This is a genomic window from Phreatobacter sp., from assembly GCF_027532945.1.
Taxonomy (GTDB): Bacteria; Pseudomonadota; Alphaproteobacteria; order Rhizobiales; family Phreatobacteraceae; genus Phreatobacter.
Map to the genome: position 1 here is coordinate 100001 of NZ_JAPZTZ010000022.1, position 26734 is coordinate 126734.

Here is a 26734-nt window from a genome sequence, read left to right on the forward strand (position 1 = left end):
GGCCTCGCCCCGCCCGACGCTCTATCCCTCGGCCGAGTCCAGTCCCCGCCCCACGGAATCCCCATGCGCATCGTCGACGTCGTCGAGGTCACCAAGCCGATCGCCTCGCCCATCCGCAACGCCTATATCGACTTCACCAAGATGACCGCGAGCCTCGTCGCCGTGGTGACCGACGTGGTGCGCGATGGGCGGCGGGTCGTCGGCTACGGCTTCAATTCCAATGGCCGCTACGGCCAGGGCGGGCTGATCCGCGAGCGCTTCCGCGGCCGCATCCTCGAGGCCGATCCGAAGGGCCTCCTCAACGCGGCCGGCGACAATCTCGATCCGCACCGCGTCTGGGCGGCGATGATGGTCAACGAGAAGCCGGGAGGGCATGGCGAGCGCTCGGTCGCGGTCGGCACGCTGGACATGGCGGTCTGGGACGCTGTCGCCAAGATTGCCGGCAAGCCGCTGTTCCGCCTGCTCGCGAATCTCAAAGGCCGCGAGGCCGACCCGAAGGTCTTCGTCTATGCAGCCGGCGGCTACTATTATCCGGGCAAGGACGACAGCGCGCTGCGGGCGGAGATGCGGAGCTATCTCGACCGCGGCTACAATGTCGTGAAGATGAAGATCGGCGGCGCGCCGATTGCCGAGGATCGCCGCCGCATCGAGGCGGTGCTGGCCGAGATCGGGTCGCAGGCACAGCTCGCCGTCGACGCCAATGGGCGCTTCGACCTGGAGACCGCCATCGCCTATGCCAAGATGCTCCGGGACTATCCGCTGTTCTGGTATGAGGAGGCGGGCGACCCGCTGGATTACGCGCTACAGGCGGCCCTCGCTGAGTTCTATCCGGGGCCGATGGCCACCGGCGAGAACCTCTTCTCCCACCAGGATGCGCGCAACCTCCTGCGCTATGGCGGCATGCGGCCCGACCGCGACTGGTTGCAGTTCGACTGCGCGCTCTCCTACGGCCTCGTCGAATATCTGCGGACGCTCGACGTGCTGGAGCAGCAGGGCTGGTCGCCCGCCCGCTGCATCCCCCATGGCGGCCATCAGATGTCGCTGAACATCGCCGCCGGCCTCGGCCTCGGCGGCAACGAGAGCTATCCGGACCTGTTCCAGCCCTATGGCGGCTTCCCGGACAGCGTCCGTGTCGAGGACGGCCATATCGTCATGCCCGACCTGCCGGGCATCGGATTCGAGGGCAAGAGCGACCTCATCCGGGTGATGCGGGATCTCGCGGAATAGGCCCTGCCATGGGGGATGCAGCCACCGCGGTGTGCGGTGACGCACATCACGGCTTATGCATCACCCTGTTCCTTTCCGGCACTGGGCTTGGCCGCTTCGTCAGCGCGGCCAGGGGTTGTGCGTCAGGGGCGCGGGATGGTCGATGGGGACTCAGCAGCGCCGAGCTTGTCGGTCGTCGCGCCCTGTTTCAATGAGGCGGAGATCGTCGGAGCCTTTCTCGTCCGCATGAGTGCTGCGGCCGAAGCGGCAGCCGGCGGCGATTTCGACATCATCCTCGTCGATGACGGCTCGACCGACGGCACCTGGCCGATCATGGCGGCTGCGGCGGCCGCCGACCCGCGTATCGTCGCCATCCGGCTGCGGCGCAATTTCGGTCACCAGATGGCGGTGCTGGCGGGCCTCAGGGCGGCCCGCGGCGCGCGGGTCCTGCTGATCGATGCCGACCTGCAGGATCCGCCGGAACTTGTCGGCCCGATGATGAGCCAGATGAATGGCGGTGCCGATGTCGTCTATGGCCGGCGGGTCGAGCGGGTGGGCGAGACCGTTTTCAAGCGTGGCTCGGCCGCCCTGTTCTACCGGCTGTTGCGTCGCCTGTCGTCGGTGGACATTCCGGTTGATGCGGGGGACTTCCGGCTGATGACGCGCCGGGTCGTCGACCTGCTGGTGGCGCTGCCTGAACAGCACCGCTTCACCCGCGGGCTGGTGAGCTGGATCGGCGGTCGGCAGGAGCCGATCGACTATGTGCGCGAGGCCCGCTTCGCCGGCGCGACCAAGTATCCCCTGGCGAAGATGCTGCGTTTTGCCCTCGACGCGCTCACTTCCTTCTCGATCAAGCCGCTGCGGCTCGCCACCTGGCTCGGCTTCGCCGCCGCCGGCCTCGCGCTGATGCTGATGGGCTACAGCGCGGTGCAATGGGCACGCGGCCATGTGGTGGATGGCTGGACCAGCCTTTTCATTGCGGTGACGACCCTTTCGGCGGTGCAGCTCGTCGTGCTCGGCATCCTCGGCGAGTATGTTGGCCGGCTGGTGATCGAATCGAAGCACCGCCCCCACTACATCGTCGATGCGGTCATCTCGGCCCGCGGGCTTAATGCGGCCGCCCCGCTCATGCCCCTTCCGGGTGTGGCGATGGCCTTGCCCGGCCTTACGCTGCCGGCCGGTCCGGCATCGTCCTGACCGATGCTGCCGCAAGCCATCACGCGGGTCGTGGCCTTCCTTGGCGTTGGCGTTGTCAATTCGCTGATCGACGTGATCGTGTTCCTTCTCGCCATGGCCATGGGCGTGCCGCCGCTCGCCGCCCATGTGCTCGGCTTTGCGGCCGGCGGGCTCAACAGCTTCCTGATGAACGGGCTCGTGACCTTCGGCCGTCGCCTCGTCGACATCGTCCGCTGGCGCACGGTCGTTCCGTTCATCGGCGTCCTCGCCGTCCAGTTCAGCATCGGCACGGCGACCTTCTGGCTGGCGCATCACGCGACCGGCTGGCCGATCCTGGCAAAGCTCATGGCGATCGGCATCACCACCGTCGCCTCCTTCCCGTTGATGCGCCGCGTCTTCGCGGCGGCGCGCTGATGACCTCCGGAAAGTGATCTCCGCCATGTCGATCCACCTGCCATCGGGGGCCGCGCCACCGCGCTGGCTCGTCGCCGCCCTGGTCAGCCTCGCCGCCATGAGTGTCATCGCCCCGCTCGCCGTGGCGCCGGTCCCCTATCTCTGGGACTTCCCGAACCACCTCGCGCGGTTGTGGGTGCTGCTCGGCTATGCGGCGGGCACGCCGGTCGCCGGGATGTACCAGCCCGACTGGAGCCTTGCCTGGACCAATCTTGGCCTCGACTATCTCGGCATGGTGCTCGGGCAGGTCCTGCCCTTCGCCTGGCTGGGGACGGTTCTCGTCGCCGTCGCGCTGCTCATCGTCCCGGCGGGGCTCATCGTTCTCAACCGCGCCCTCTTCGGCGGGCCCCATATCTGGCATGTCGGGCTGTTCCTGCTCGCCTGGAACTTCGTGGTGGTCGGCGGGCTGCTGAGCTTCCAGCTCGGTCTTGGCTGCGCGCTGTTCGCCGCAGCTCTTGATACGCGCCTTACGGGCCTGTCCCGCTGGAGGCGCTTTGCGGCGCGGGTAGCGATGGCGACTGGGCTGATGGTCGTCCATGTCTTCGGGCTGATGTTCTTCCTGCTGCTGCTGGTCGGGCTCGATGTCGGCCGGCGGCGCCCGCCGGTGGACCAGCCGATCGTTCGGCGTCTCATTGTCAGCCGCCTTGCCATCGCAACGGCCGCCTGCCTCGTGCCGATCGTGGCTCTCGTGATCCTCGCCCCGCGCCTGCCCGGTGCGCATGTGCTGCCAGGCGCCGGGGCTCAGTTCAAAGCGACGATCCTCGACTTTCCGCCCCTGACGGTGCTCGAGCACCTGTCGATCATGCTCACGCCGCTGAAGACCTACGATCTCCTGGCGGACCTTGTGACCGTCGTCGCCGCGATGGCGCTGCCCGTCTATGCGCTGGTCCGGGGCCGTCTGCAGATGCATTTCGGCCTGTTCTGGCTGGCGGTGGCGCTGTTCATCCTCTGTCATTTCGCCCCCTCGACCGTTCTCGGAACGGGGTGGATCGACAAGCGCCTGCCAGCCATGGCGGGTCTGATGTGGGCGGCCTCCGCGCGCCCGCAGCTTCCCGCGACGGTGCGCGGGCAGGTGCTCGTGGCCTGCCTGCTGCTCGGGGCGGTCGTCGCCCGGGCGGCATTCATCGGCACGGTCTGGTCCGGCCAGCTAGTGGTGGTGCGCGATGTCCAGGCGGTCACTGCCACTGTCGAGCCGGGCTCGGCGGTACTGATCGCTGAGCATTTCACCGGCTCGGTATCCGATCCCCGCGCCCCGCTCGGCCGCTACGCCCATGGCGAGCCGGTCTTCCGCCATATGCCGACGCTCCTGGTGATCTGGCGCCAGGCCTTCGTGCCGACGGTGTTTTCGGCTGCCGGCAAGCAGCCGCTCAGGGTCCTGCCGCCATGGATCGAGCTGGCGGTGCCGGAGGGCGGCATCCCGAATCTCAACGATCTCGACGCGCCGGAGGCGCTCGTCGAGTTCCACTATCTCGCGGACTGGCGACGCCGGTTCCACTATCTGCTTGTGGTCAATGCCGACCTGCCCCATGCCGGGCGCCAGATCAGCGAGATCCCCGGCATCCGCGAGGTGGCGACAAGCCCCTTCGCGCGCCTCTACCGCATCGAGAAGCCCGGAGCGGACTGATCCGCGTCATGGTCCCGCTGCCGTCGCCGCGCTAGGCAGGTGCGTGGATGGCAGGAGAGGCTCTTGGCAACAGCACAGGCGGACGAGCAGGTGGTCGGCTTCCTCCTCGCCATGGCGGGCGAGGGCGTGCGGCGCATCGCCACCCATGCCTCGGAGGTCATCATCGGACGTCGCGACGTCTTCAAGCTGAAGAAGCCGCTGACGACCTCCTATCTCGACTTTTCGAGCCCGGAGCGACGGCTCGCCTTCTGCGAGCGCGAGGTCGCGATCAACCGGCGCAGTGACCCGCAGGGGCGGATCTATCGCGGCGTGCGACGTATCACCCGCACGGGCTCTGACGGCCTCGCCTTTGACGGAGAAGGGCCGCTGGTCGACGCGGTGGTGTGGATGCAGCCCTTCGACCAGGCGGGCCTGCTCGACCGGCTGGCGCAGGAGGGACCGCTTGCCGGGGCGCTGGTCGATGATCTTGCCGCCGCGATCGCGAGGCTCCATGCCGCCGCCGAGATAGCTCCCGATGCCGCCGGCGCGGCGCGAATGGGCCGGGTGCTCGCCGTCAACCGCCGCGCCTTCGTTGATAGCGGGCTGCTGAACGCGGCGGGAGCGGAGGCGCTCGATGCCGCATTCCACGCGGCGTTCGCCCGCCATGCCGGCCTCCTCGACCGCCGCGCCGCCGCAGGTTGCGTGCGGCGGTGCCATGGCGACCTTCACCTCAGCAACATCTGCCGGATCGACGGCGAACCGGTGATCTTCGACGCGCTGGAATTCGACGAGGACCTCGCCACCACCGACATTCTCTACGATGTCGCCTTCGCGCTGATGGATCTCAGGCATCGCGGGCAGGCGGTGGCGGCGAACCGGCTGATGAACCGCTGGTGCGATGCGACCGGCGACGAGGCGGGCCTCGCGGCCCTTCCGTTCCTCGTGGCGGTCCGCGCCGCCGTGCGTGCCCACGTCGCAGCATCTGCAGGCGACATGGCAAAGGGGGAGGCCTATCTCGCGCTCGCTCGATCGGCGCTCGCCCCGGTGCCGGCGCGGCTCGTCGCTGTCGGCGGCCTCAGCGGCTCCGGCAAGTCGAGCCTCGCGGGCGCGCTGGCCCCTCGCCTTGGCGGTCTGCCCGGCGCTCGCATCCTCTCCAGTGACCGGATCCGCAAGCAGATGTTCGGGGTAGGTGCGCTGGAGCGCCTCGGTCCGGAGGCCTATCGCCCGGAGGTTTCCAGCGCCGTCTACGGCGCGATGCGCCAGCGCGCCGCGGCGCTGCTCGCCAGTGGCGTGCCGGTGGTGGCCGACGCGGTTCATGCCAGGGCTGAAGAGCGTGAGGCCATCGCGGCTGTCGCGGTCGCCGCGGGCGTGCCGTTCCACGGGATCTGGCTCGACCTGCCGGCGGACCGGCTGGCTGCGCGTGTCGCGAGCCGGCAAGGCGATCCCTCCGATGCCACGGTCGAGACGGTGGCAGCGCAGCAGGCCTACGACCTGGGCGCCATCACCTGGGAACGTCTCGATGCCTCCCGCCCTTCCGCGCGGATCCTGGCAGCGGCGATCTCCAGTCTCGATTGACCATGGGCTTTGGCTGAAGGCGTTGCTGCATTGCGACAATTTCGCGCATATGGTGTATAAGAGATCTATTGCTCTTATATTTTTGATAATTTTTTCAATGGGGTATGGCCTTTATCCCTCCGCTGACCCTTGTCTCGCCCGGCGGACCGTTCACCACCGATTAACCACCCCGATCGACGGTGCTCGGATGGGTGGAGGGGTGCTCCGCCGCAGACGGAATGACACCATGCTGCAGCTTCTCAGGCGTCACGACCGAGCAATGATCGATGCGATCGGGCGATCTCATGCGATCATCTGTTTCGCGCCCGACGCGACCATCCTCGACGCCAACGACAATTTCCAGAAGGCGATGGGCTACTCGCTGGATGAGATTCGCGGGCGCAAGCACAGCATGTTCATGCCGCCGCACGAAGCCGAATCCGCGGAATACCGGCGCTTCTGGGATGACCTGCGTGCCGGGCGTTTCCAGCAGGCGGAGTGTCGGCGCATCGGCAAGGGCGGCCGCGAGGTCTGGATCCGTGCGAGCTACAATCCGGTGACGGATGCGGCTGGCAAGGTCGTGCGTGTCATCAAGATCGCCAGCGAGATCGGCGAGCAGATGCTCCGCCAGGCCGAGTTCTCCGGGCAGGTTGCCGCCATCAACCTCTCCCAGGCGGTCGTTGCCTTCTCGCTGGACGGCACGATCCTCGACGCCAACGAAAACTTTCTCAAGGCAGTCGGCTATCGCCTCGAGGAGGTGAAGGCACAGCCCCACAGCATGATCGTCCATCCGGCCGAGCGGCAGAGCCCGGAATACCGCACGTTCTGGCAGAGCCTGGCGCGCGGTGAGTTCCAGGCGGCGCAGTACCGTCTGGCTGGCAAAGGTGGCAAGGATGTCTGGATCCAGGCGAGCTATAATCCAATCTTGGACATGGCGGGCAGGCCCTTCAAGGTCGTCATGTTCGCCACCGACGTGACGGCTCAGGTCGTCGAACAGCAGCGCCGGGCGGGTATCCAGAAGGACATTGCCGGCGGTCTGGGCACCATTGCCGCCTCCGTCACCAATGCCATGCACGAGGCGACGGCTGCCGCGGCCGCTTCCACCCAGACCTCCGGCAATGTGCAGGCGGTCGCGAGGGGGGCGGAGGAGCTCTCCACGTCCGTTGGCGAGATCCGGCGGCAGGTGTCGCAGGCCCGCGACATTGCCACCCGCGCCGTCGACGAGGCCGCGAGGACCAACGAGATCGTCTCTGGTCTGACCTCTTCGGCGCAGAAGATCGGCGACGTGGTCCAACTCATCAACACCATCGCCGCCCAGACCAATCTGCTGGCGCTCAATGCCACCATCGAGGCGGCGCGTGCCGGGGAGGCCGGCAAAGGCTTTGCCGTGGTCGCCACCGAGGTGAAGAGCCTCGCCAACCAGACTGCCCGCGCCACCGAAGAGATCGGCACCCAGATCGGGTCGGTCCAGGCCTCGACCCGCGAGGCGGTGGAGGCCATTGGCGAGATCAATGCCACGATCACCGCGATCAATGACATTTCGGCTGCCATTGCTTCGTCGATTGATCAGCAGAGCGCCGTCACGACGGAGATGTCGGAAGCCATGAAGGTCGCCGCTGAGGGAGTTGCGGCAGTCTCGTCGAGCATGAACTCCATCGCACGCGCCACCGAGGACATCGATGGTGCCGCACAGGAGGTTCGGCGCTCGGCGCAGGCCTTCGGTTGATGGCCTTGCCGCCACTTATGCGTAGCGGCGCCGGATGATGAGGGTTGAGGCGACGGTGAGGATCAGCGTCGCCGTCATCAGGATGAAGGAGACCGCGCCGCCGAAGGGCCAGTTGTTCTGCTGGGCGAAGGTGGAGAAGACCAGCGGCCCCATGGTCTGGAACTTCGGCCCGCCGAGCAGCACCGGCGTCGCATAGGCGTTCATCGCGAGGATGAAGGTGAGGATGACGCCGGCGAGAATGCCGGGCAGGGCGAGGGGGAAGAGCACCCGCATCGCCATGGTCATGGGCGGCGCGCCGAGGGAGAAGGCGGCCTCCTCCACATTGCGGTCGATGCCCTCGATGACGCTCTGCAGCGTCAGCACCATGAAGGGCAGGTTCACCGCGATGATGCCGATGATGACCGCGAGCTCAGTGTACATGATCTCGATGGGTGCGGAGGTGAGGCCGAGGCCCATCAGGCTGGCATTGATGAAGCCCTTCGAGCCGAAGGCGACCATCCAGCCCGCCGCGCGCACGGCATTGCCGACGAAGAGCGGCAGGACGATCGCCATGACCAGCAGGTTCTTGAACCGCGACTGTGTGCGCGCCAGCACATAGGCGAGCGGAAAGCCGAACAGCAGGCAGAACACCGTGCAGGCGACCGCGACGCGGACCGTCCGCCACAGGACCTGCAGGTAGAAGGGATCGCTGAAGAACTTGACGTAGTTGGCGATGGTCAGCGCGTCGACCATCAGCTTGCCGGGCTCGAAGGCATTCAGGCTGTAGCGGAAGAGGATGGCGATCGGGACGAGCAGGCCGATCGCCACGAAGAGGCTGGCGGGGACGAGGAGCCCCGCCGCCGTGAGCGCACCCGGCTCGCCGACCGGTCGTTGGGTAATGGTGGCCATGGCGAGCCGGTGCTCCCGTCTCAGGCCTTGAAGACCTTGTCCCACCACTCCTTCATCGCCGCGTCGTTCTTGGCGAGGAAGTCGTAGTCGAGATCGCGCATCTTCTTGTTCTCCTCCTCGGTGAAGCCGATGCGCTTCTGCAGGTCCGGAGCGACGACCGCATTGGTCACGGTCGGGCCGAAGCCCATGTCGATGGCGAAGTTCTCCTGGGCGCCCTTCTCCAGCATGGCGTCCATGTAGGCATAGGCGCCGGCCTTGTTGGGGGCGTTCTTGGGGATCATGAAGCCCGACACATAGGCCATGGTGCCTTCGCTGGGCGCGGCGGCCTCGACGGTGATACCGGCGTTCTGCCACTGCACCGCGCGCGCCTTCCACATCATGCCGATCGAGATTTCCTCGGTTTTCAGCGCCTGGGCGAAGGCTTCGTTGGTCGGATAGATGCGGGCGCCGCCGCGCTTGGCGGCGAGCAGGAGCTCCTTGCCCTTCTCGAGGGCCGTCATGTCGCCGGCAGCGGCAAGGCCGGCAGCGAGCATGACAAACTGGTACTGGATGTCGATGAAACCGAGCTTGTTGCCGTATTTCGGGTCGAAGCAGTCCTTGTAGGAGGTCGGCGCGGGGGTCACCAGCTTCGGATTGTAGACGATGACCTTGCCGGAGATGATGTGGCCGACGCCATAGGGATATTTGGCGATGGGGATGATGTTGGCGGCGTTCTTGAGCCTGGAATAGTCGATCGGCTCGGCGATGCCTGCGGCGTTCATCTCGAACATCTGGGCGGCGGAGAGGCCCTGGATGTCGGTCGTGCCGCGGGGCAGGCGCCGCTCGGCAACCATCTTGGCGCGACGGGGAGCGTCGGAGGCCTGGTCCTGCACCACCTCGAAGCCCTTGGGCTTCAGGAAGGGGTCCTCGACGTTCTTGGCGAGCAGGCGGGCATAGTCGCCGCCCCAGGTGCCGACGACGACGCGGCCGGCGGCCTGGGCCGAGGCTCGCTGGCCGAGGCCGGCAGGCAGGAGCGTGCCGGCGGCGGCGAGGCCCATGCCCTTCAGCGCCGTGCGCCGATCCATTCCCTTCGTGAACTTCGTCATGTCAGTTCTCCCTTCTGGATTCCCAGTTGGCGGCGGCGCCGCGGCTTCATGCGGCCTCGCGTGGAAAGACGAGGCAGGCGGATGCAGGCCAGCCGATCTCGATGGTGTCGCCGACCGCTGGAATGCGGCCGTCGGCCCGGTTCGGGATCTGGGCCACGACATGGTCGGTGTCGTTGAGACGCACATGCACGTCGAGCATGGCCCCGAGATAGGAGACGAAGGAGACCGTGCCGGCGGCATGGTTGTCGAGGCCGGCGGCGTCCGCCCCGAGGGTCAGGCGCTCGGGCCTCAGCGCCACCGTTGCGGGGCCCTGCGGCGTCTCGCCGGTACAGCGCAGGACGAGGCCGCCATCGGACCGGAAGGCGCCCGGGCCGGTGACGGCGCCGGCGATCATGGTGGAGCGGCCGACGAAATCAGCGACAAAGAGGTCGGCGGGGCGTTCGTAGAGATCGGCCTGGCTGCCGACCTGCCGCACGCGCCCCTCCGACATGACCACGAGGCGGTCGGCCATGGTGAGGGCCTCCTCCTGGTCATGGGTGACCATGACGGTGGTGAGGCCGAGCTGCTGTTGCAGCGCGCGGATCTCGAGGCGCACCTCGAGGCGCAGCTTGGCGTCGAGGTTGGACAGCGGCTCGTCGAGGAGGAGCACGTCCGGGCGGATGACGAGGGCGCGGGCCAGCGCCACGCGCTGCTGCTGGCCGCCGGAGAGCTGGCGCGGATAGCGCTCGCCATAGCCTTCAAGGCGCACGAGGCGCAGCGCCTCGGCGACGCGCGGGCCGATCTCAGCCTTCGCCACCTTGCGCATTTCCAGGCCGAAGGCGACGTTCTCCGCCACGGTCATATGGGGAAAGAGCGCGTAGCTCTGGAAGACGAGGCCGGCATTGCGCTTCCACGGCGGCAGCTGGGTGATGTCGCGCTCGCCGATGCGGATGGCGCCGCCGCTCGGCGGCACGAAGCCGGCGATCATCCGCAGCGTCGTCGTCTTGCCGCAGCCGGACGGACCCAGCAGCACGAGGAATTCGCCGTCCTTCACGCCGAGCGAGACGGATTGCACGACGGTGTTGTCGCCGTAGCTCTTGGTCAGACCGTCAAGGGTGAGGGAGGCCATGGATCAGACGACTCGGGCAAGCTTCACGTAGCGGTCGGTGATGACCATGGCGACCGCGATGAGGAGGATCTGGAGGACGGAGACTGCCGCCACGGTCGGGTCGATCTTCCACTCGAGATATTGGAGGATGGCGATGGGCAGGGTGATACGGCCCGGGCCCACCAGGAACAGGCTCATCTCCAGATTGCCGAAGGAGGTGACGAAGCCGAACAGGGCCCCCGCAACCACGCCCGGCCGGATTGCCGGCAGCGTCACCCGGAAGAACGTCGTCCACTGGTTGGCGCCAAGGCTCTGGGCGGCTTCCTCCGCTGCCCGGTCGAGGCCGGCGAGGCTCGCCGTGACGAGCCGCACGGTCCAGGGGATCACCAGCAGCGTGTGGCCGGCGACGAGGCCGCCGAGCGAGCCGAGGATCGGCAGGCCGGTGGCGATCTCCGTCTCGATCTGGAAGACATAGATCGACGTGCCCATGACAACGCCCGGCACCACCAGCGGCAGCAGCAGCAGCTGGTTCAGCGCCGCGCCGCCGAGGAACTGCCGGCGCGCGAGCATGAGGCTCGCCGGCACGGCGAGGAGGAGGCCAATGACCGTCGCCGCCACGGCCACCTGCAGGCTGGTGGAGAAGCCGGTCATGAAGTTGCGGTTGGCGGCGATGGCGCCGAACCACTTCAGCGAATAGCCCTCCGGCGGGAAGGAGGGGATCTCCTGGGCGAAGAAGGCGAGCCAGGTGACGAAGATGAGCGGCAGCAGGATGAAGCCGAGAGTCGCCCAGGCGACCCCGTAGAGGGCCACCCGTCCCGCCAGTCTCCCGTCTGCCATCATGCCCGGTGCCCCGTCATGGTTCGCCCTGTCCTGTCCCGGTCAGCTCAGGAGAGCTGGTTCTTGTGCATGCGGCCGCCCTGCATGATCAGGGCCATGTGGGCGCCCTGGTTGGTCAGGAGCGACAGGTCCTTCAGCGGATTGCCGTCGACGAGGATGGCGTCGGCAAAGGCGCCGGCCTTCAGCGTGCCGATCTTGCCCTCGCGCTTGCAGAGGGTTGCGGCGTGCTTGGTGGCCGAGCGGATCACCTCGATGGCGGGCAGGACGCGGCCGCGGATGACGAATTCCTCGGACTGGTGGCGATGCATCTCGCCGAGGAGGTCCGAGCCATAGGCCATGGTGAGCTTGGCCTTGTGCATGATCTCCAGCGACTTCATGCCGGCGAGGCGCACGGTGTCGACCTTGGCGACCGAGATCGGGTCAAGGCCGAGCGAGGGGCCCTCGACGCCGAGATATTCGTAGGTGACCAGCGTCGGGCAGGCGATGGCGCCTTTTTCGGCAGCGAACTTGGCGGTCTTCGGCTGGATCAGGTTGCAGTGCTCAAGGCTGTGAACGCCGCACTCGACGGCGCGGCGGATGGCCTCGTCGGTGTAGAGATGGGCGGCGACATAGGTGCCGGCATTGGAGGCCTCCTCGACGGCGGCGAGGATTTCCTCGCGGGAATAACCGAGGAAGTGGATGGGATCGTTCGGCGAGGCGACGCCGCCATTGGCCATGATCTTGATGAAGTGGGCGCCCTGCTTGATCTCTTCGCGGCAGGCAATGCGCACCGCGTCGACGCCATCGGCGAGGCGGCCGAGCGAGCCGAGCGAGCGCGTCCAGGTCTCGGGATCGCGGCGGTCGTAGCGCGAGCGGCTGTCGCCATGGCCGCCGGTCTGCGAAAGGGCCTTGCCGGGGATAATGAGGCGGGGGGCCTCGATCAGGCCCTGCTCCTGCGCCTCGACGAGGGGATAGGTCGCGCCGCCGAGGTCGCGGACTGTGGTGAAGCCGCGGTCGAGCATGCCCTTCATGATGCGAGCGGCGCGGTAGGCGATCAGCGCGTCAGGGACCAGGGCGTTCTGGCCGATGTTCACCATGGTGGCGATGACATGGACGTGGCAGTCGACGAGGCCCGGCATCATCGTGCGCTTGCCGCAGTTCACGACGTTCGCCTTCGACGCCTTGATCGGCTTGTCGGAGAGTTCCTTGACCTTGTCGCCCTCAATGAGGAGCTCGTAACCCTCGACCAGTTCGTCGGCGACCGAGGGATCGAGCAGCCGGAAATTGCGGAACAGGGTCAGGCTCATCGTCATGTCCTCGAGGTGGCGGGCCGGGACGCCCCGGTGGGGGCGTGCGGCGCGGGCAGGATGTCTTTTCTCGATCTGGTCGCGGCCGGGCACGATCGTTTCACGGAAGCCGCGCGCCGTGCAACAGATCGGCCGTAGCCCCGCCGTCCCGACCGTGCCGGAGGTTCCAAGCAGGGACGGTGGCCGTCAAAAAACAAACAGTCAAGTATGTATCTTACAGGGGTGATCGGCGCCGGCGGCAGGGTTTTCGCGAGCTGCCGGGGGAGGATGCGCCGGGCGCTCAGGGGATCGCGGCGACGCATTCGATCTCGATGTCGAAGGCGAGCGGCCAGGGCTTGATGGCGGCGCTGGTGCGGGCGGGAAAGCCGCTCGCGAAGCGGCGTCGATAGACGGCGTTGACGCCGCCCATGAGCGACGGATCGGTGACGAAGACGATGGCCTTCACCACCTGGTCGAGGGAGGAGCCGCCGAAGCGCAAGCTCACCTCCAGCGCGTCGATGGCGGCTTCGGTCTGGCGCTCGATGTCGCCGGTGACGATGTCTCCCGTCACCGTGTCGATCGGCGGCATCCCGCAGGTGAAGAGCAGGTCGCCGGCCCGCACCAGCGCCGAGGTCGGCGCGCCGAGGCGGCGGATGGCCTCGGAGATGACGGGAACCTCGATGATCTGGCGCTGCATGGAATGTCCTCGCGGGCGGAGCGAAGCGCGCCCGCGACGGCATCACAAGGCGCCGACCCGCAGGGCTGCCGGTCAGACGATGCGCACCTTCCGGTCGCCCCAATAACGGTCGCGCAGGCTCTTCTTGTAGAGCTTGCCGGTCGGCAGGCGCGGCAGCGCCTCCATGAAGTCGATGGAGCGCGGGCATTTCTGCGCCGACAGGTGAGCGCGGCAGAAGGCGATGAGCTCCTCGGCGAGCGCCGGACCGGGGTCGACGCCCGGCATTGGCTGCACCACCGCCTTCACCTCCTCGCCGAGATCCTCGTTCGGCACGCCGAAGACGGCGGCATCCGCCACCTTCGGATGGGTGATGAGCAGGTTCTCGCATTCCTGCGGATAGATGTTCACCCCGCCGGAGATGATCATGAAGGTCGAGCGGTCGGTGAGATGGAGAAAGCCGTCATCGTCGACATAGCCGACGTCCCCCACCGTCGACATGGTGCCGTCGGGCGAACGCGACGCGGCGGTGCGCTCGGGGTCGTTGAAATAGACGAAGGGATTGGCGGTCTTGAACCAGATCTCGCCGGGCTCGCCCTTCGGCGCCGGGTTCATCTCGGCGTCGAGGATGTGCAGGTCGCCCATCAGCACCCGGCCGACCGTACCGCGGTGCTTCAGCCATTCCGCGCTGTCGCAGGCGGTAAAGCCCATGGCTTCGGTCGCCCCGTAATATTCGTGGATGATCGGCCCCCACCAGCCGATCATGTCCTCCTTCACCTGCGGCGGGCAGGGGGCGGCGGCATGGACGGCGATTTCCAGCGAGGAGAGGTCGTAGCGCCCGCGCACCTCCAACGGCAGCTTCAGCATGCGCGAGAACATGGTCGGCACGAGCTGGCTATGCGTCACCCGGTGCTTATCGATGAGGGCAAGATAGGCCTCGGGGTCGAAATGCTCCATCACCACGACCGTACCGCCGCGGCGGATGGTGAGGCTCACTGCCGCCTGCGGCGCCGAGTGGTAGAGCGGCGCCGGCGACAGGTAGATCATGTCGTCGCGGTAGCGCCACAGCTTGTCGAGGAAGACGTAGAGGGGCAGCGGCTCGGAGGGCGGGTTCTCGGGGAGGGGACGCAGGATGCCCTTCGGCCGGCCGGTCGTGCCGGAGGAATAGAGCATGGGCGTGCCGAGTGCCTCGTCGGCGATGGGCGTTGCCGGATGCTTGGCGACGGCGCTGGCGAAATCGGGATGGGCTGTGTCGGCGGGATCGCCATCCACGACGAGGCAGAGTGTCACGTTGGGGCACTGTTTCAGCGCCTGGAAGGCCACCTCGCGCTTGGCGCGGGAGGTGATCAGCAGCTTCGACTCGCTGTTGTTGAGGATGTAGGCGAGCTCGTCGGCGAGGAGGTAGGAGTTGATGCAGGTGTAGTAGAGCCCGGCCCGCTCGCCCGCCGCGCAGGCCTCGAGATAGCGGGCATTGTTCTCCATGAAGATGGCGTAGTGGTCGAGGCGCTTCAGGCCGTGCGCGCGCAAGAGATGGGCGAGGCGGTTCGCCCGCTCCTCGAAATGCCGGTAGGAGACGGTCTCGCCGCTGCCGGCCATGATGAAGGCGGCGCGGTCCGGATGGGCCTTCGCGTGGTGTCCCGGATACATGGCTCTAAACGCCCGGCTGCGGTGGCGGGAAGGGGCGGCGCAGGGGGCCCGCGCCGCCCAAGATCAAGTCTTGAGCATCAAGTGTCAGGACGCGCTCTCGTTCGAGAGCCAAGTCCCTGTGTCAGGATGTGCTCTCGTTCGAGAGCACGTCGCCGAACAGCTTGAAGGTCTCGCCTTCGACGCGGGCGAGCTGGACCGACTGGATCGGGTAGAAGTCGGTCGGGGAGGTGTTGATCCGGATGCCGGGAAGCAGCAACGGCGCCTCGAAGCCCTTGAGGTTGGCCGCCTCCTTCATGACGTTCTCCCGGGTGAGGTTGTCGCCAGCCTGGCGAAGCACCTGCAGCAGCGTGTGGGCGACGGAGAACCCGTAGTTGTGGCCGTCGTCGCGGATGTCGGCGTTCGGCATGTATCTGGCCATGAAGGCCTTCCAGGCTGTGACGTCGGCGGCGTTCGTCCACTGCGGATCGTTGGCGTCCTTGCGATAGAGGGCCACCATGATCCCCTGCGAATTCTCGATGCCCGCCGGCTTCAGCACCGAACCGAAGGAGGAGGAGACGTTGTTGAGGTAATGCACGGGTTTCCAGGCGATCTCCGCCGCCTTCCGGATCGCCTGCGCCGCGAATTTCGGCGTGGTGATGTTGAAGAACACATCGGCACCGGAATTCTTCAGCTGGATCATCTGGCTGTCGACGGTCGGGTCGGTGACCTCGTAGGTCGAGAGCTGGACGATGCGGCGCTCGTTGGCGGCGCCGAGGCCCGCCTTGAAGCCATTGAAATAGTCCTTGCCGTAATCGTCGTTCTGCATCAGCACGCCGATCTTGGCGTCGGGCTTCGTCGCCAGGATATGCTTGGCATAGATGGCGCCTTCCGTGACGTAGTCGGGCTGCCAGCCGATGGTCCAGGGGAACTGGCGCGGATTGCCCCATTTCGAGGCGCCGGTGGCGACGAAGAGCTGCGGCACCTTGCGCTGGTTGAGGTAGCGCTGGATGGCGGTGTTGGAGGGCGTGCCCAGCGGATTGAAGACGAGCAGGACCTTGTCCTCCTCGACCAGCTTGCGGACCATCTCCACGGCCTTCGGTGGGGAATAGCCGTCGTCATAGGTGATGAAATTGACCCTGCGGCCGTTGAGGCCGCCGTTGTCGTTGATCATCCTCATCACCGCCTCGGAGGTACGGCCGATGACGCCGTAGGCCGAGGCATTGCCCGAATAGGGCATGATGTTGCCGATCTTGATCTCGCGGTCGTTGGCGCCGTCGTCGTAGCGCTTCTGGGCGATGGCGGGGGCGAAGACCGGGGCCGCGGCAAGGGCGCCGAGGCCGACGATGACAGTTCTGCGCTTCATCTCAGTCATGGTGTTTCCTCCTTCGGGTGGGGCAGCCTTGTGGCCGGCTGCTTCTGATGGGGTGATGCACTGATGGCGCGGGGTCAGGCCCTCCGCCTGAACCTCGCCCAGAGAGCGGCGAGGCCACCGGCGATGCCGCCGGGCATGACGTAGATCAGGACGATGAGCGTGATGCCGTATAGCGTCCATGGCTGCAGCTCGAGCGGCAGGTGGATGGCCTGGGTCAGCTTCTTCGTCATCGCGTCGGCATATTTCTCGATGAACTGCACGAAGACGCCGCCGATGATGGCGCCGGGGAGCGAGGCGACGCCGCCCACCACCGCGCCGACGAGGATGGCGATGGAGAGCTCGAAGCGGAAACTGTCCGGCGAGACGAACTCGAAGATGATGGCGTGCAGCGCCCCTGCGATGCCGACATAGAGCGCGGAGATACCGAACACCGTCGCCTTGTAGCGCGAGGTGTCGATGCCCATGGTGCCGGCGGCCAGCGTGTTGTCGCGGATGGCGATCATGGCCCGGCCCGGCCGGGAATTGAGCAGGTTGCGCGCCGCCCAGAACATCGCCACCGCGACGATCAGCACGACGAGGAACATCCACTGGTCTGACGACAATGCCAGGCCAAAGGGCGCGTCCGGCTTCATCAGGTTGATGCCCATGACGCCGTTGGTGATCGGCTCCAGGTGCTTGTATTTCAGCATCTGCGGCACGGCGATGGCGAGGCCGAAGGTGGCCAGCGCCAGATAGTGCCCCTCGAGCCGCAGTGCCGGCAGGCCGAACAGATAGCCGATGACGAAACAGAGCACGGCCGCGACGGGCAGCGTCAGCCAGTAATTGACGCCGTAGGTCTCGATCAGCACGGCTGCGGTATAGGCGCCCACCGCGAAGAAGGCGCCGTGGCCGAGCGAGATCTGGCCGTTGAAGCCGGTGAGCAGGTTCAGGCCGAGCACGGCGATCGCATAGACGATCATCAGGCTCAGCTGCAGGAAGGTGAAGTTGGAGATGACGCCGGATTTGCCTACCAGGAAGGGCAGGGCGGCGGCCATCAGCACCAGCCCGATGACGAGGGTGCGGGTGATGTTGCGGGCCGGATCGGCGGTGGGGGCGCCCGGAGCGGTCACGGCGGTCATGCTCACACCCTCTTCACGGTGGTGCGGCCGAACAGGCCGGCGGGTTTCAGGGTGAGGATGGCGATGACGATGATCAGCGCCACGGTCAGCTTCTCGCCGTTGCCGACGATGTAGATGCCGAAGGTCTTCTCGGTGAGGTTGCCGAAATAGGCGACGAGGTTTTCCAGCACCCCGACCATGAAGCCGCCGAAGACGGCGCCGGCGGGGTTGGAGATGCCGCCCACCAGCGCACCGGCAAAGCCGTAGAGGAGGATCGAGGCCATCATGTTGGGCTCGAGATAGACGACCGGGGCGACCATGGCGCCGGCGACCGCGCCGACAGCCGCCGCAAGGCCCCAGCCGAGCGCCAGCATCCAGTCGACATTGACGCCGACGAGCCGCGCCGAGACCGGGTTCTGCGCCGCCGCCCGCATGGCAAGTCCCAGCGGCGTGAAGCGGAAGAAGCCCCAGAGCGCGAAGAGCATGATGAGCGAGACGGCGATCATGCCGATCTGGTGGGCGCCGATATAGCCCGAGCCGGCGAAGGTCACGTTCGGGAAGGGCGAGGGGAAGTTCTTGATCGTGTGGCTCCAGATGCCACCCGCCAGCGAGTGGAAGATGGCCAGCAGCCCGATGAAGACGACGACGATGGAGAGCACCGAGGCGTTGTGCAGCGGCCTCAGGATGATCCGCTCGATCATCACGCCGAGGATGAAGGAGAAGAGGATGGTGAAGGCCAGCGCCGGCCAGAAGGGCACGCCCCACTGGATCATCTGCCAGCACACATAGGTGGAGAACATCGCCATTTCGCCCTGGGCGAAGTTCAGGTGGTCGGTGGCGGTGAAGATCATCACCAGCGCCAGCGCCACGAGGGCGTAGATGGCCCCCGATGCGAGCCCTGATGCGATCTGCTGGATCAGCTGTTCCATGCGCCGGTCCCCGTTCGCCTAGTAGCCGAGATAGGATTTGCGGATGCCCTCGTCGTTCTTGAGCTGGGCCGCCGGCCCGCTCATCACGACGGTGCCGGTCTCCAGCACATAGGCGGTGTCGGCGAGGTCGAGGGCGAGCGCTGCGTTCTGCTCGACGAGCAGCATGGAGACGCCGGCCTCGGCGTTGATCCGCCGCATGATGTGGAAGATCTCCTGGACGATGAGCGGGGCGAGGCCGAAGGAGGGCTCGTCCAGCAGCATCAGCCGCGGCGAGAGCATCAGCGCGCGGGAGATGGCGAGCATCTGCTGCTCGCCGCCGGAGAGGGTCCCCGCCTGCTGGTTGAGGCGCTCCTTGAGCCGTGGGAAGTAGCTGAAGACGAGGTCGAGGTCGCGCTTCACGCCCGACTTGTCGCGCCGGCCGTAGCTGGCGATCTTGAGGTTCTCCTCGACCGAGAGCCCCGTGAACGTGCCGCGTCCCTCCGGCACATGGGCGACGCCGCGGCGGGCGATATCCTCGGTGGCGGCGCGGTCGATCGCCTCGCCGTCGAAGGTGATGCGGCCGTCGCGCTTCACCAGACCGCTGATGGCGCGCAGCGTCGTGGTCTTGCCGGCGCCATTGGCGCCAAGCAGCGTGGTGATGCCGCCCTTCTCCAGGGCAAAGGACAGGCCGTGCAGGGCTTCGGTGGCGCCGTAATAGGCCTTGAGGCCGGAGACTTCGAGCAGCGGTGCCATGGTCAGGCCCCCGTGCCGAGATAGGCGCGGATCACCTCGGGGTCCCGCTGCACTTCCGCCGGTGTGCCGTCGGCGATCTTCTTGCCGAAGTCGATGGCGACCACCTTGTCGGAAACCGACATGACGAGGCTCATGTGATGCTCGACGAGGAGCGTCGTGACCTTCTGGACCTCGACCACCCTGCGGATCTGCTCTTTGAGGACCTCAATCTCCTCATGGTTGAGGCCGGCGGCCGGCTCGTCGAGGAGGAGGAGCTTCGGCCGGGCGGCGAGCGCCCGGGCGAGTTCGACGCGCTTGCGGATGGGGAAGGGCAGGGGGCCGGCGGGCATGCCGGCGAAGGCTTCGAGGCCCATGAAGGCGACGAGTTCGCGCGCCCTTTCCTCGATCTGCCGCTCCTCGGCGGCCACCGCGCCGGTGCGCAGCACGCTCGCCAGGAAGCCCGCGCGGCTCTGGCTGTGGCAGCCGACCTTGACGTTGTCGAGCACGGTCATCCGGTCGAAGAGCGCGACGTTCTGGAAGGTGCGCCCCATGCCGATGGCGGCGATGGCGTGGCGCGGTGCGTTCATGATCGAGCGGCCCTCGAAGAGGATGTCGCCCTCGTTCGGGATGTAGAGGCGGCTCAGGCAGTTGAAGAGCGTCGTCTTGCCGGCACCATTGGGGCCGATCAGCCCGACCACATGGCCGGGCATGACGTCGAAGGAGATGCCGTTCAGGGCGATGATGCCGCCGAACCGAACGCAGATGCCGCGAACCGCGAGAAGCGGCTCGGATGCGGATTCCGGATGCGCGTCGGCAAAGCCAACGGATGTCATTGGCCGGTATCCTCCCTGGAAGGCCGGGCGCTTTTGCGCTGCCGATTGTTCGGCTGGCCGTTATCGTTGGGCGCAGTGTGATCAGATAAGACCGGTTGCCGCAATGTCGTTTTGCCGCATTGCCAAGCCGGAGCGACGCCGTCCAAGCCCCGGGCGCAACGGTTCCAAGTGCCCTTCAGCCATTGGAATCCAGTGAAATTTCGTTCCGCAGAGCGAAACGGTCGCGCCATCCCTTGGCCGCGCCTCTTCCGAAAGGCGGAGGCCTTTTGGTCTCAGGACTGCGAGGCGAGGACGCGGTTGCGCAGGGTGCCGAGGCCGTCGACGCTGAGTTCCACCATGTCGCCGGGCTTCAGGAAGCGGTCGTGTTCGAGGCCGCAGCCGCCATTCACCGTGCCCGAGCCGAAGATTTCGCCGGGCATGAGCGTCTCGGCGCGCGACACATAGGCGATCATGTCCTCGAAGGAATGGAGCATCCCGGCCGTGCTGCTGTCGGTCCAGGTCTCGCCGTTGACCTGGGCCGTCGCCTTCAGCGCATAGGGGTCGGGCATCTCGTCGGATGTGAGGATGTAGGGCCCGAGCGCGTTGCCGGCATCGAAGCTCTTGCCCTTGGCCGGGCCGAGCATGCCCGCCATCTCGGCGAGCTGCGCATCGCGGGCCGAGAAGTCGTTGAAGATCGTGTAGCCGAAGATCTGGGCGTGAGCGTCCTTCGCCGGGATGTCGGAACCGCCACCCCAGAGGACGGCGGCGACCTCCAGTTCATAGTCCATCAGCGTCGAATAGGACGGCCAGACGACATCCGTGTCCGGGCCGACGATCGAGAAGCGGTTGGTGAAATAATAGATCGGCCGGTCGCGGTAGACCTGCGGCACCTCGTCCGCGGGCTGCAGCGCCAGCGCCGCCGCCTCGTCACCCCTCGCGCGGGCGATGATCCGCCGCATGCCCACCGGCGCGTCGAGCAGATGGCGCGGGAAGACCGAGAAGTCGCGCACCTGCGGCGGCACGGGGATGGGCGCGCGCAGGCGGGTTCGGGCGAGTGGTCGGGCAATGTCCTCGTCGATCTGGTGCCGCGCGGCGAGCGAGCGCACCTGGTCGAGGGCGCGCGGGCCGGCCTCGATCAGCGTGAGCATGGAGCGGAAGGTGGTGGCCGGCACATGGTCGCGATGGGCGGCGGTGGCGAGATCGAGCACGTGCTCGTCGCCCTGCGGCCCGATGATGGCGCCGAGCCGGTCGCGGCCATGCGAGCCGAGGAAGGTCACGAGCTTCATGGGCGTTCTGCCTTCATGGACGTTTTGTCTTCGTGCACGTTTTGTCTTTGTGGACGTTTTGTCTTCTTGGGCGTTCAGTCCTCGAAGATGGCGACAGCCCGGCAGAAGCCGGCCGAGGCCTTGTGAATCTTGAACGGGAAGCAGGCGATGGTGAAACCGGTGGCGGGAAGCTTATCGAGGTTCGTCATCTTCTCGATATGGCCATAAGCGCGCACCATGCCGGCGCGGTGACCCTCCCAGATCAGGCTCGCATCGCCCGTCTCGGCATATTTGCGGGCGGTGTGGACGAAGGGCGCGTCCCAGCTCCAGGCATCGGTGCCGGTGATCTTCACGCCGCGCTCGGTGAGATAGAGCGTCGCCTCGCGGCCCATGCCGCAGCCACGGCCGACATAGTCCGGCTCGCCATAGCGGGCGCCGGCGGCGGTGTTGACCACCACGATGTCGAGCGGCTGGAGGGTCACGCCGGTGCGCTGAAGTTCGGCTTCCACATCGGCCGGGGTCGCCACATAGCCGTCGGGGAAATGGCGGAAGTCCAGCTTCACGCCGCGCTGGAAGCACCAGTCGAGCGGCATCTCGTCGATGGTCCAGGCCGGCTTGCCGCCATCGGTGGTGGAATGGAAGTGGTAGGGCGCGTCGAGATGGGTGCCGTTGTGGGTGGAGACGTTGAGCTGTTCCACCGCCCAGCCTTCGCCGCCCGGCAGGTCGTCCTGCGTCAGGCCGGGGAAGAACGGCAGGATCTGTCCGACCGATTGGCGATGATCGACATAGGTGATGGCGGGCAGAGCCGAGGGTGGGTCGGAGGCGATGTCGGCGCGCAAGGCGACGGACAGGTCGATGATGCGGCGGGGCATGGTGATCCCTCTTAACTTTCGAAATGGTCGGGCATGGGAACGGCGAGGGCGCGCAGGCCCGCCGCAGCGAAGATGATGGCGCGGGTGATCATGGCGTCGGTGTCGGCGTCCTCGGTTGCTCCGCGCGAGAGGCGGTGGGCGCGGCCCGTGGACGGCATCTGGGTGAGCGCCGCGCCGACGACGAAGAGGTAACCCCAGGTCGCGCCCGCCCGGTCGAGGCCGGGCAGGGCCGTCATCAATGCGGCGATGAAGCGGGTGGCCATGGCATCGTAGGCCCGCGCCATGAGATCGCGCTGCCAGGCGGCATCGGCCGTCGACAGTTCGAGGATGAGGGCGGCGAAGCGGGCGCCGCCCTGCATCGGCGCGTCGCCGGTCTCGACCGCGGGGCGCAGCAGCGCCTCGATGATGTCCTCGACGCTTGGCCGTCCCCGCGACAGCATGGCGTCGAGCCTTGCGATGCGGATGCGGTTGATGGCGCCGGCGCGGCGCAGGAACATGGCCTCGAACAGGCCTTCCTTGGTCTTGAAATGATAGTGCAGCAGCGCCTGGGCGACCCCGGCCCCGTCGGCGATGGCGCGCATCGAGGCCCCCGCATAGCCGCGCGCGGCGAAAACCTCCTCGGCCGCGTCGAGGATCTCCTCCCGCGACGAGCTGCGCGACGGTGTTGGGGGCTTGGCGGCCAAGGGCTCTCCGGGGAGTGACCTTCGGGGCTGATCGGATGATCAGTGAAGGCCGCCGTCGCCACGCCTTCAAGATCGGCCGAGCGGCCGATGGGCGCCCCGATGATGGGTGGCCCTGGGATTCTGCCTGCCGTGGCGGGTCGACCTGACGCCACGGGGCATGGGGGGACTCCTGTTCGGGGGAATGGGCAAAGGCCAACCCGCGGGGCAGGCTCGCCGTTCCTTCGCCGCAGTGGAGACCCCGCCATGACGACACCAGACGAGGCCGACATTCGCCTCCGGCAGGTCAAGGCGAATGGCATCACCATGCGGATTGCCGAGATCGGCGAGGGGCCTCTCGTGCTGTTCTGCCACGGCTGGCCGGAAGGCTGGGCCTCCTGGCGGCATCAGATGCGGGCGGTCGCGGCGGCCGGCTATCGCGCCGTCGCGCCCGACATGCGCGGCTATGGCCATACCGATGCGCCCGCCGAGATCGAGCGCTATTCGATCCTCGACCTTGTCGCCGACCAGATCGAGCTGGTGAAGGTTCTGGGCGCGGACAAGGCCATCGTCGTCGGACACGACTGGGGCGCGCCGGTTGCCTGGCATTGCGCATTGCTGCGGCCCGACCTGTTCCGCGCCGTGGTCGGCATGAGCGTGCCCTGGACCCCGCCTGGCTATACCGACCTGCTGACGGCGCTGGAAAAGCTCGGCATCCGCGATTTCTACATGCAGTATTTCCAGGTGCCAGGCGTCGCCGAGGCCGAGCTCGACGCCGATCCGGACGACAGCCTGAGACGCATCTATGGCGACGGCTTCGGTGAACGGACGGGCAAGCGCAAGTCGATGATCCGGCTGAAGACGCCGGGCGGCATCATCGCCAATACCGATCCGCCAGCCGCCATGCCGGACTGGCTGCCCGACAGCCACATGGCCTATATGGCCGGCCAGTTCGCCCATTCAGGCTTCCGCGGCGGTCTCAACTGGTACCGGAACCTGCGCCGGAACGCGCATCTGACGGCGCCCTGGCGCGGCCAGCCGATCCGCCAGCCCTCGCTGTTCATCGCCGGCATGAACGACGGGGTGATGCATTTCCCCGCCTCGAAGGCACAGATCGAGGCCTATGCGACGACCCTGCCGGGCTGCCGCGGCGTGCATCTTCTGGAAGGTGCCGGCCACTGGATCCAGCAGGAGCGCGCCGAGGAGGTGAGCGGATTGCTGCTCGGGTTCCTCAAGGGGCTGGATTAGGCGGAGGCGGTCTCCGGGCGCCATTCTTGGGCGGCGCCGCCGCCCCTTCACCTCTCCCCGGCGGGGAGAGGTCGGCGGCAGGCCGGGAGAGGGGGCCCTTCCATGGTCAACAAAGGCTCCCCCTCACCCAATCCGCGCTAAGCTCGGATCGACCTCTCCCCGCCGGGGAGAGGTGAGAAACCTGCGCGCCTCACCGCGCCGGGACGAGCCGTTCCTTGCCGACGCCTTCCTGGCCGGCGATGGTCCAGGTGCCATCCAGCGTGCCGTCGTCGTTGATGCGGTAGACCACGAGGCCGACCGCCTCGCCGAGCTTGTAGGCGGCCGAGAGCACATTGCCCTGGCGCATGCAGAACCCTTGCGTCGGCGGCGTGTTGGGGATGGCCCAGCGGATGCCGCAATTGCCGCCGGCCGTGCCGGAGATCACCGCGACGCCGCGATAGCCCGTACCGTTGCCATTGTCCCCGATGACCGTGTAGCGGCCGGTGAGCTGCTGGGCGCCGGCCGTGGCCATGCCGGCTGCGAGCATGCCCGCAACGGCGAGCGTGGTGGTGATGCTGGTCTTCATGGGGTCCCTCCCTTGCGGCGGCGCGTTTCGCCGTCCCGGTATGGGTAATCTTGCCGCATTGCGCCTCCGTGTCACCGAAAAATGGCGGACGAAAAGGCCGCTGGCGGCTTGCGGGCCGGTGCCGCGCCCGCTATCTCGCGGCCACCCATCCGACTTCCGTCTCGCGGCGGCGCATCCCCTTGCGCCCGAGACCTTCGAGGACGCCCGACGCCATGGCCCGCCAGTTCGCCTATCACATGTCCGGCCTCACCAAGGCCTATCCGAACGGCAAGAAGGTGCTGGAGAACGTCCATCTCTCCTTCTACCCGGACGCCAAGATCGGCGTGCTCGGCGTCAACGGCGCCGGCAAGTCCACCCTGCTCCGCATCATGGCGGGCATGGACAAGGAATATACCGGCGAGGCCTGGGCCGCCGACGGCGTGCGCGTCGGCTACCTGCCGCAGGAGCCGCAGCTCGACACCAGCCTCACCGTTCGCGAGAACGTCATGCTCGGCGTCGCCAAGAAGAAGGCGATCCTCGACCGCTACAACGATCTCGCCATGAACTATTCCGACGAGACGGCCGACGAGATGGCCAAGCTCCAGGACGAGATCGAGGCGCAGGGCCTGTGGGATCTCGACAGCCAGGTCGACCAGGCCATGGACGCCCTGCGCTGCCCGCCGGACGATTGGTCGGTCGACAAGCTCTCGGGCGGCGAGCGGCGCCGCGTGGCCCTCTGCAAGCTGCTGCTGGACCAGCCGGAAGTCCTGCTGCTTGACGAGCCGACCAACCACCTCGACGCCGAGACCACCGCCTGGCTCGAAGGCCATCTTCGCACCTATCCCGGCGCGATCCTGATCGTCACCCACGATCGCTACTTCCTCGACAATGTCACCGGCTGGATCCTCGAACTCGATCGCGGCAAGGGCATTCCCTATGAGGGCAACTATTCCTCCTGGCTGAGCCAGAAGCAGAAGCGCCTCCAGCAGGAGGGCCGCGAAGAAGAGACGCGCCTCAAGGCGCTGGCCCGCGAGGCCGAGTGGATGGGTTCCTCACCGAAGGCGCGGCAGGCCAAGAACAAGGCCCGCATCCAGCGCTACGACGAACTGGTCAAGAAGGCAGCGGAGGCCGGCCCGACGACCGCGCAGATCATCATTCCGATCGCCGAGCGCCTCGGCAACAACGTCATCGAGTTCAAGGACCTCTCGAAGGCCTTCGGTGACAAGCTGCTGATCGACAACCTGTCGTTCCGCCTGCCGCCGGGCGGCATCGTCGGCGTCATCGGCCCGAACGGCGCCGGCAAGACCACGCTGTTCCGCATGATCGCGGGGCAGGAGACGCCCGATGCCGGCGAGATCGTCATCGCCGACAACGTCAAGCTCGGCTATGTCGACCAGTCGCGCGACGCCCTTGCGGACGGCAAGACGGTCTATGAGGAAATCTCCGGCGGCAACGAGATCCTCTATCTCGGCAAGCGCGAGATCAATGCCCGCGCCTATTGCGGCGCCTTCAACTTCAAGGGCGGTGACCAGCAGAAGAAGGTCGGCCAGCTCTCGGGCGGTGAGCGCAACCGCGTGCACCTGGCGAAGATCCTGCAGCGCGGCGCCAATGTGCTGCTGCTCGACGAGCCGACCAACGACCTCGACGTCGACACGCTGCGGGCGCTGGAGGAGGCGCTGGAGGATTATGCCGGCTGCGCCGTCATCATCAGCCACGACCGCATGTTCCTCGACCGCATCGCCACCCACATCCTCGCCTTCGAGGGCGATAGCCACGTGGAGTGGTTCGAGGGCAACTTCCAGGACTACGAGGAGGACAAGAAGCGCCGCCTCGGCATCGACTCCACCATTCCGAAGCGCATCCAGTACAAGAAGTTCGCGCGCTGATCGAAAGGGCGCTTGGCTTCCAAGCTTCGGCCATTCTGGCCCCCCACCCCTGACCCCTCCCCGCCGCAAGCGGGGGGAGGGGACCTACCCACTCTGTCGTCTTCACCGCACCGGATCGCTATCGGATGTCACGCCATTCCCCTCCCTCCGCTTGCGGCGG

24 protein-coding genes are annotated in these 26734 nt (G+C 67.1%); 8 read left to right on the plus strand and 16 right to left on the minus strand.

Annotated elements, in window-relative coordinates; all coding sequences use genetic code 11:
- Nucleotides 1-57: 57 nt before the first annotated feature.
- The 6 genes from O9344_RS16530 (at nucleotide 58) to O9344_RS16555 (ending at nucleotide 7718) form a co-directional block, all read left to right on the plus strand.
- The gene (locus O9344_RS16530; RefSeq protein ID WP_298479839.1) at nucleotides 58-1227 is read left to right on the plus strand and encodes a mandelate racemase/muconate lactonizing enzyme family protein; all 1170 of its coding nucleotides are present in this window, start codon (nucleotides 58-60) and stop codon (nucleotides 1225-1227) included.
- A 165-nt stretch (nucleotides 1228-1392) separates the two neighbouring features.
- Nucleotides 1393-2403, plus strand: a complete 1011-nt coding sequence (locus O9344_RS16535) for a glycosyltransferase family 2 protein (protein ID WP_298479767.1) — start codon at nucleotides 1393-1395, stop codon at nucleotides 2401-2403.
- Nucleotides 2404-2406: 3 nt separating this feature from the next.
- Nucleotides 2407-2796 (plus strand): GtrA family protein, encoded by a 390-nt coding sequence (locus O9344_RS16540; protein ID WP_298479769.1) that lies wholly within the window; start codon nucleotides 2407-2409, stop codon nucleotides 2794-2796.
- A 25-nt stretch (nucleotides 2797-2821) separates the two neighbouring features.
- A complete protein-coding gene (locus O9344_RS16545; RefSeq protein ID WP_298479772.1) occupies nucleotides 2822-4459 on the plus strand; it encodes a hypothetical protein in 1638 nt (545 codons plus the stop codon).
- Nucleotides 4460-4522: 63 nt separating this feature from the next.
- Nucleotides 4523-6013: a bifunctional aminoglycoside phosphotransferase/ATP-binding protein gene (locus tag O9344_RS16550; protein ID WP_298479775.1), complete on the plus strand. Its 1491-nt coding sequence runs from the start codon at nucleotides 4523-4525 to the stop codon at nucleotides 6011-6013.
- Nucleotides 6014-6239: 226 nt separating this feature from the next.
- The gene (locus tag O9344_RS16555) at nucleotides 6240-7718 is read left to right on the plus strand and encodes a PAS domain-containing methyl-accepting chemotaxis protein (protein ID WP_298479842.1); all 1479 of its coding nucleotides are present in this window, start codon (nucleotides 6240-6242) and stop codon (nucleotides 7716-7718) included.
- A gap of 15 nt (nucleotides 7719-7733) precedes the next feature.
- Here the strand turns inward: O9344_RS16555 and O9344_RS16560 are convergent, their stop codons facing one another.
- From O9344_RS16560 to O9344_RS16630, 15 genes are all read right to left on the minus strand, one after another.
- Entirely contained in the window at nucleotides 7734-8606 is an 873-nt protein-coding gene (locus O9344_RS16560; RefSeq protein ID WP_298479778.1) for an ABC transporter permease, read from the minus strand.
- Nucleotides 8607-8626: 20 nt separating this feature from the next.
- The gene (locus O9344_RS16565) at nucleotides 8627-9691 is read right to left on the minus strand and encodes an extracellular solute-binding protein (RefSeq protein WP_298479781.1); all 1065 of its coding nucleotides are present in this window, start codon (nucleotides 9689-9691) and stop codon (nucleotides 8627-8629) included.
- A gap of 46 nt (nucleotides 9692-9737) precedes the next feature.
- Nucleotides 9738-10799, minus strand: coding sequence for an ABC transporter ATP-binding protein (locus O9344_RS16570; RefSeq protein ID WP_298479784.1), 1062 nt, complete (start codon nucleotides 10797-10799; stop codon nucleotides 9738-9740).
- A gap of 3 nt (nucleotides 10800-10802) precedes the next feature.
- Complete coding sequence (locus O9344_RS16575; protein ID WP_298479787.1) at nucleotides 10803-11588, minus strand: ABC transporter permease; 786 nt, start codon at nucleotides 11586-11588, stop codon at nucleotides 10803-10805.
- A gap of 74 nt (nucleotides 11589-11662) precedes the next feature.
- The gene (locus O9344_RS16580) at nucleotides 11663-12901 is read right to left on the minus strand and encodes an amidohydrolase family protein (protein ID WP_298479790.1); all 1239 of its coding nucleotides are present in this window, start codon (nucleotides 12899-12901) and stop codon (nucleotides 11663-11665) included.
- A 280-nt stretch (nucleotides 12902-13181) separates the two neighbouring features.
- Entirely contained in the window at nucleotides 13182-13577 is a 396-nt protein-coding gene (locus O9344_RS16585) for a RidA family protein (RefSeq protein WP_298479793.1), read from the minus strand.
- Nucleotides 13578-13649: 72 nt separating this feature from the next.
- Complete coding sequence (locus tag O9344_RS16590) at nucleotides 13650-15200, minus strand: AMP-binding protein (protein ID WP_298479796.1); 1551 nt, start codon at nucleotides 15198-15200, stop codon at nucleotides 13650-13652.
- 121 nt (nucleotides 15201-15321) lie between these two features.
- Nucleotides 15322-16542: an ABC transporter substrate-binding protein gene (locus tag O9344_RS16595; protein ID WP_298479845.1), complete on the minus strand. Its 1221-nt coding sequence runs from the start codon at nucleotides 16540-16542 to the stop codon at nucleotides 15322-15324.
- Nucleotides 16543-16625: 83 nt separating this feature from the next.
- Nucleotides 16626-17669 (minus strand): branched-chain amino acid ABC transporter permease, encoded by a 1044-nt coding sequence (locus tag O9344_RS16600; RefSeq protein WP_298479799.1) that lies wholly within the window; start codon nucleotides 17667-17669, stop codon nucleotides 16626-16628.
- A gap of 2 nt (nucleotides 17670-17671) precedes the next feature.
- Nucleotides 17672-18577 carry a branched-chain amino acid ABC transporter permease gene (locus O9344_RS16605; RefSeq protein WP_298479803.1) on the minus strand — a complete coding sequence of 302 codons (906 nt, stop codon included), beginning with the start codon at nucleotides 18575-18577 and terminating at the stop codon, nucleotides 17672-17674.
- A gap of 18 nt (nucleotides 18578-18595) precedes the next feature.
- A complete protein-coding gene (locus O9344_RS16610) occupies nucleotides 18596-19309 on the minus strand; it encodes an ABC transporter ATP-binding protein (protein ID WP_298479806.1) in 714 nt (237 codons plus the stop codon).
- 2 nt (nucleotides 19310-19311) lie between these two features.
- On the minus strand, nucleotides 19312-20121 hold the full coding sequence (locus O9344_RS16615; RefSeq protein ID WP_298479809.1) for an ABC transporter ATP-binding protein: 810 nt from the start codon (nucleotides 20119-20121) through the stop codon (nucleotides 19312-19314).
- A 272-nt stretch (nucleotides 20122-20393) separates the two neighbouring features.
- Complete coding sequence (locus O9344_RS16620; protein ID WP_298479812.1) at nucleotides 20394-21386, minus strand: fumarylacetoacetate hydrolase family protein; 993 nt, start codon at nucleotides 21384-21386, stop codon at nucleotides 20394-20396.
- A gap of 74 nt (nucleotides 21387-21460) precedes the next feature.
- Entirely contained in the window at nucleotides 21461-22237 is a 777-nt protein-coding gene (locus O9344_RS16625; protein ID WP_298479815.1) for a cyclase family protein, read from the minus strand.
- 11 nt (nucleotides 22238-22248) lie between these two features.
- Nucleotides 22249-22920 (minus strand): TetR/AcrR family transcriptional regulator, encoded by a 672-nt coding sequence (locus tag O9344_RS16630; RefSeq protein WP_298479818.1) that lies wholly within the window; start codon nucleotides 22918-22920, stop codon nucleotides 22249-22251.
- 243 nt (nucleotides 22921-23163) lie between these two features.
- Between O9344_RS16630 and O9344_RS16635 the strand changes: the two genes are divergently transcribed.
- Nucleotides 23164-24144 (plus strand): alpha/beta hydrolase, encoded by a 981-nt coding sequence (locus tag O9344_RS16635; RefSeq protein WP_298479821.1) that lies wholly within the window; start codon nucleotides 23164-23166, stop codon nucleotides 24142-24144.
- Between the two features lie 190 nt (nucleotides 24145-24334).
- Here O9344_RS16635 and O9344_RS16640 read toward each other — a convergent pair whose 3' ends face one another.
- Complete coding sequence (locus O9344_RS16640) at nucleotides 24335-24709, minus strand: hypothetical protein (RefSeq protein ID WP_298479824.1); 375 nt, start codon at nucleotides 24707-24709, stop codon at nucleotides 24335-24337.
- 212 nt (nucleotides 24710-24921) lie between these two features.
- Between O9344_RS16640 and ettA the strand changes: the two genes are divergently transcribed.
- Nucleotides 24922-26574: an energy-dependent translational throttle protein EttA gene (ettA, locus tag O9344_RS16645; protein WP_298479827.1), complete on the plus strand. Its 1653-nt coding sequence runs from the start codon at nucleotides 24922-24924 to the stop codon at nucleotides 26572-26574.
- The last annotated feature ends 160 nt before the right edge of the window (nucleotides 26575-26734 follow it).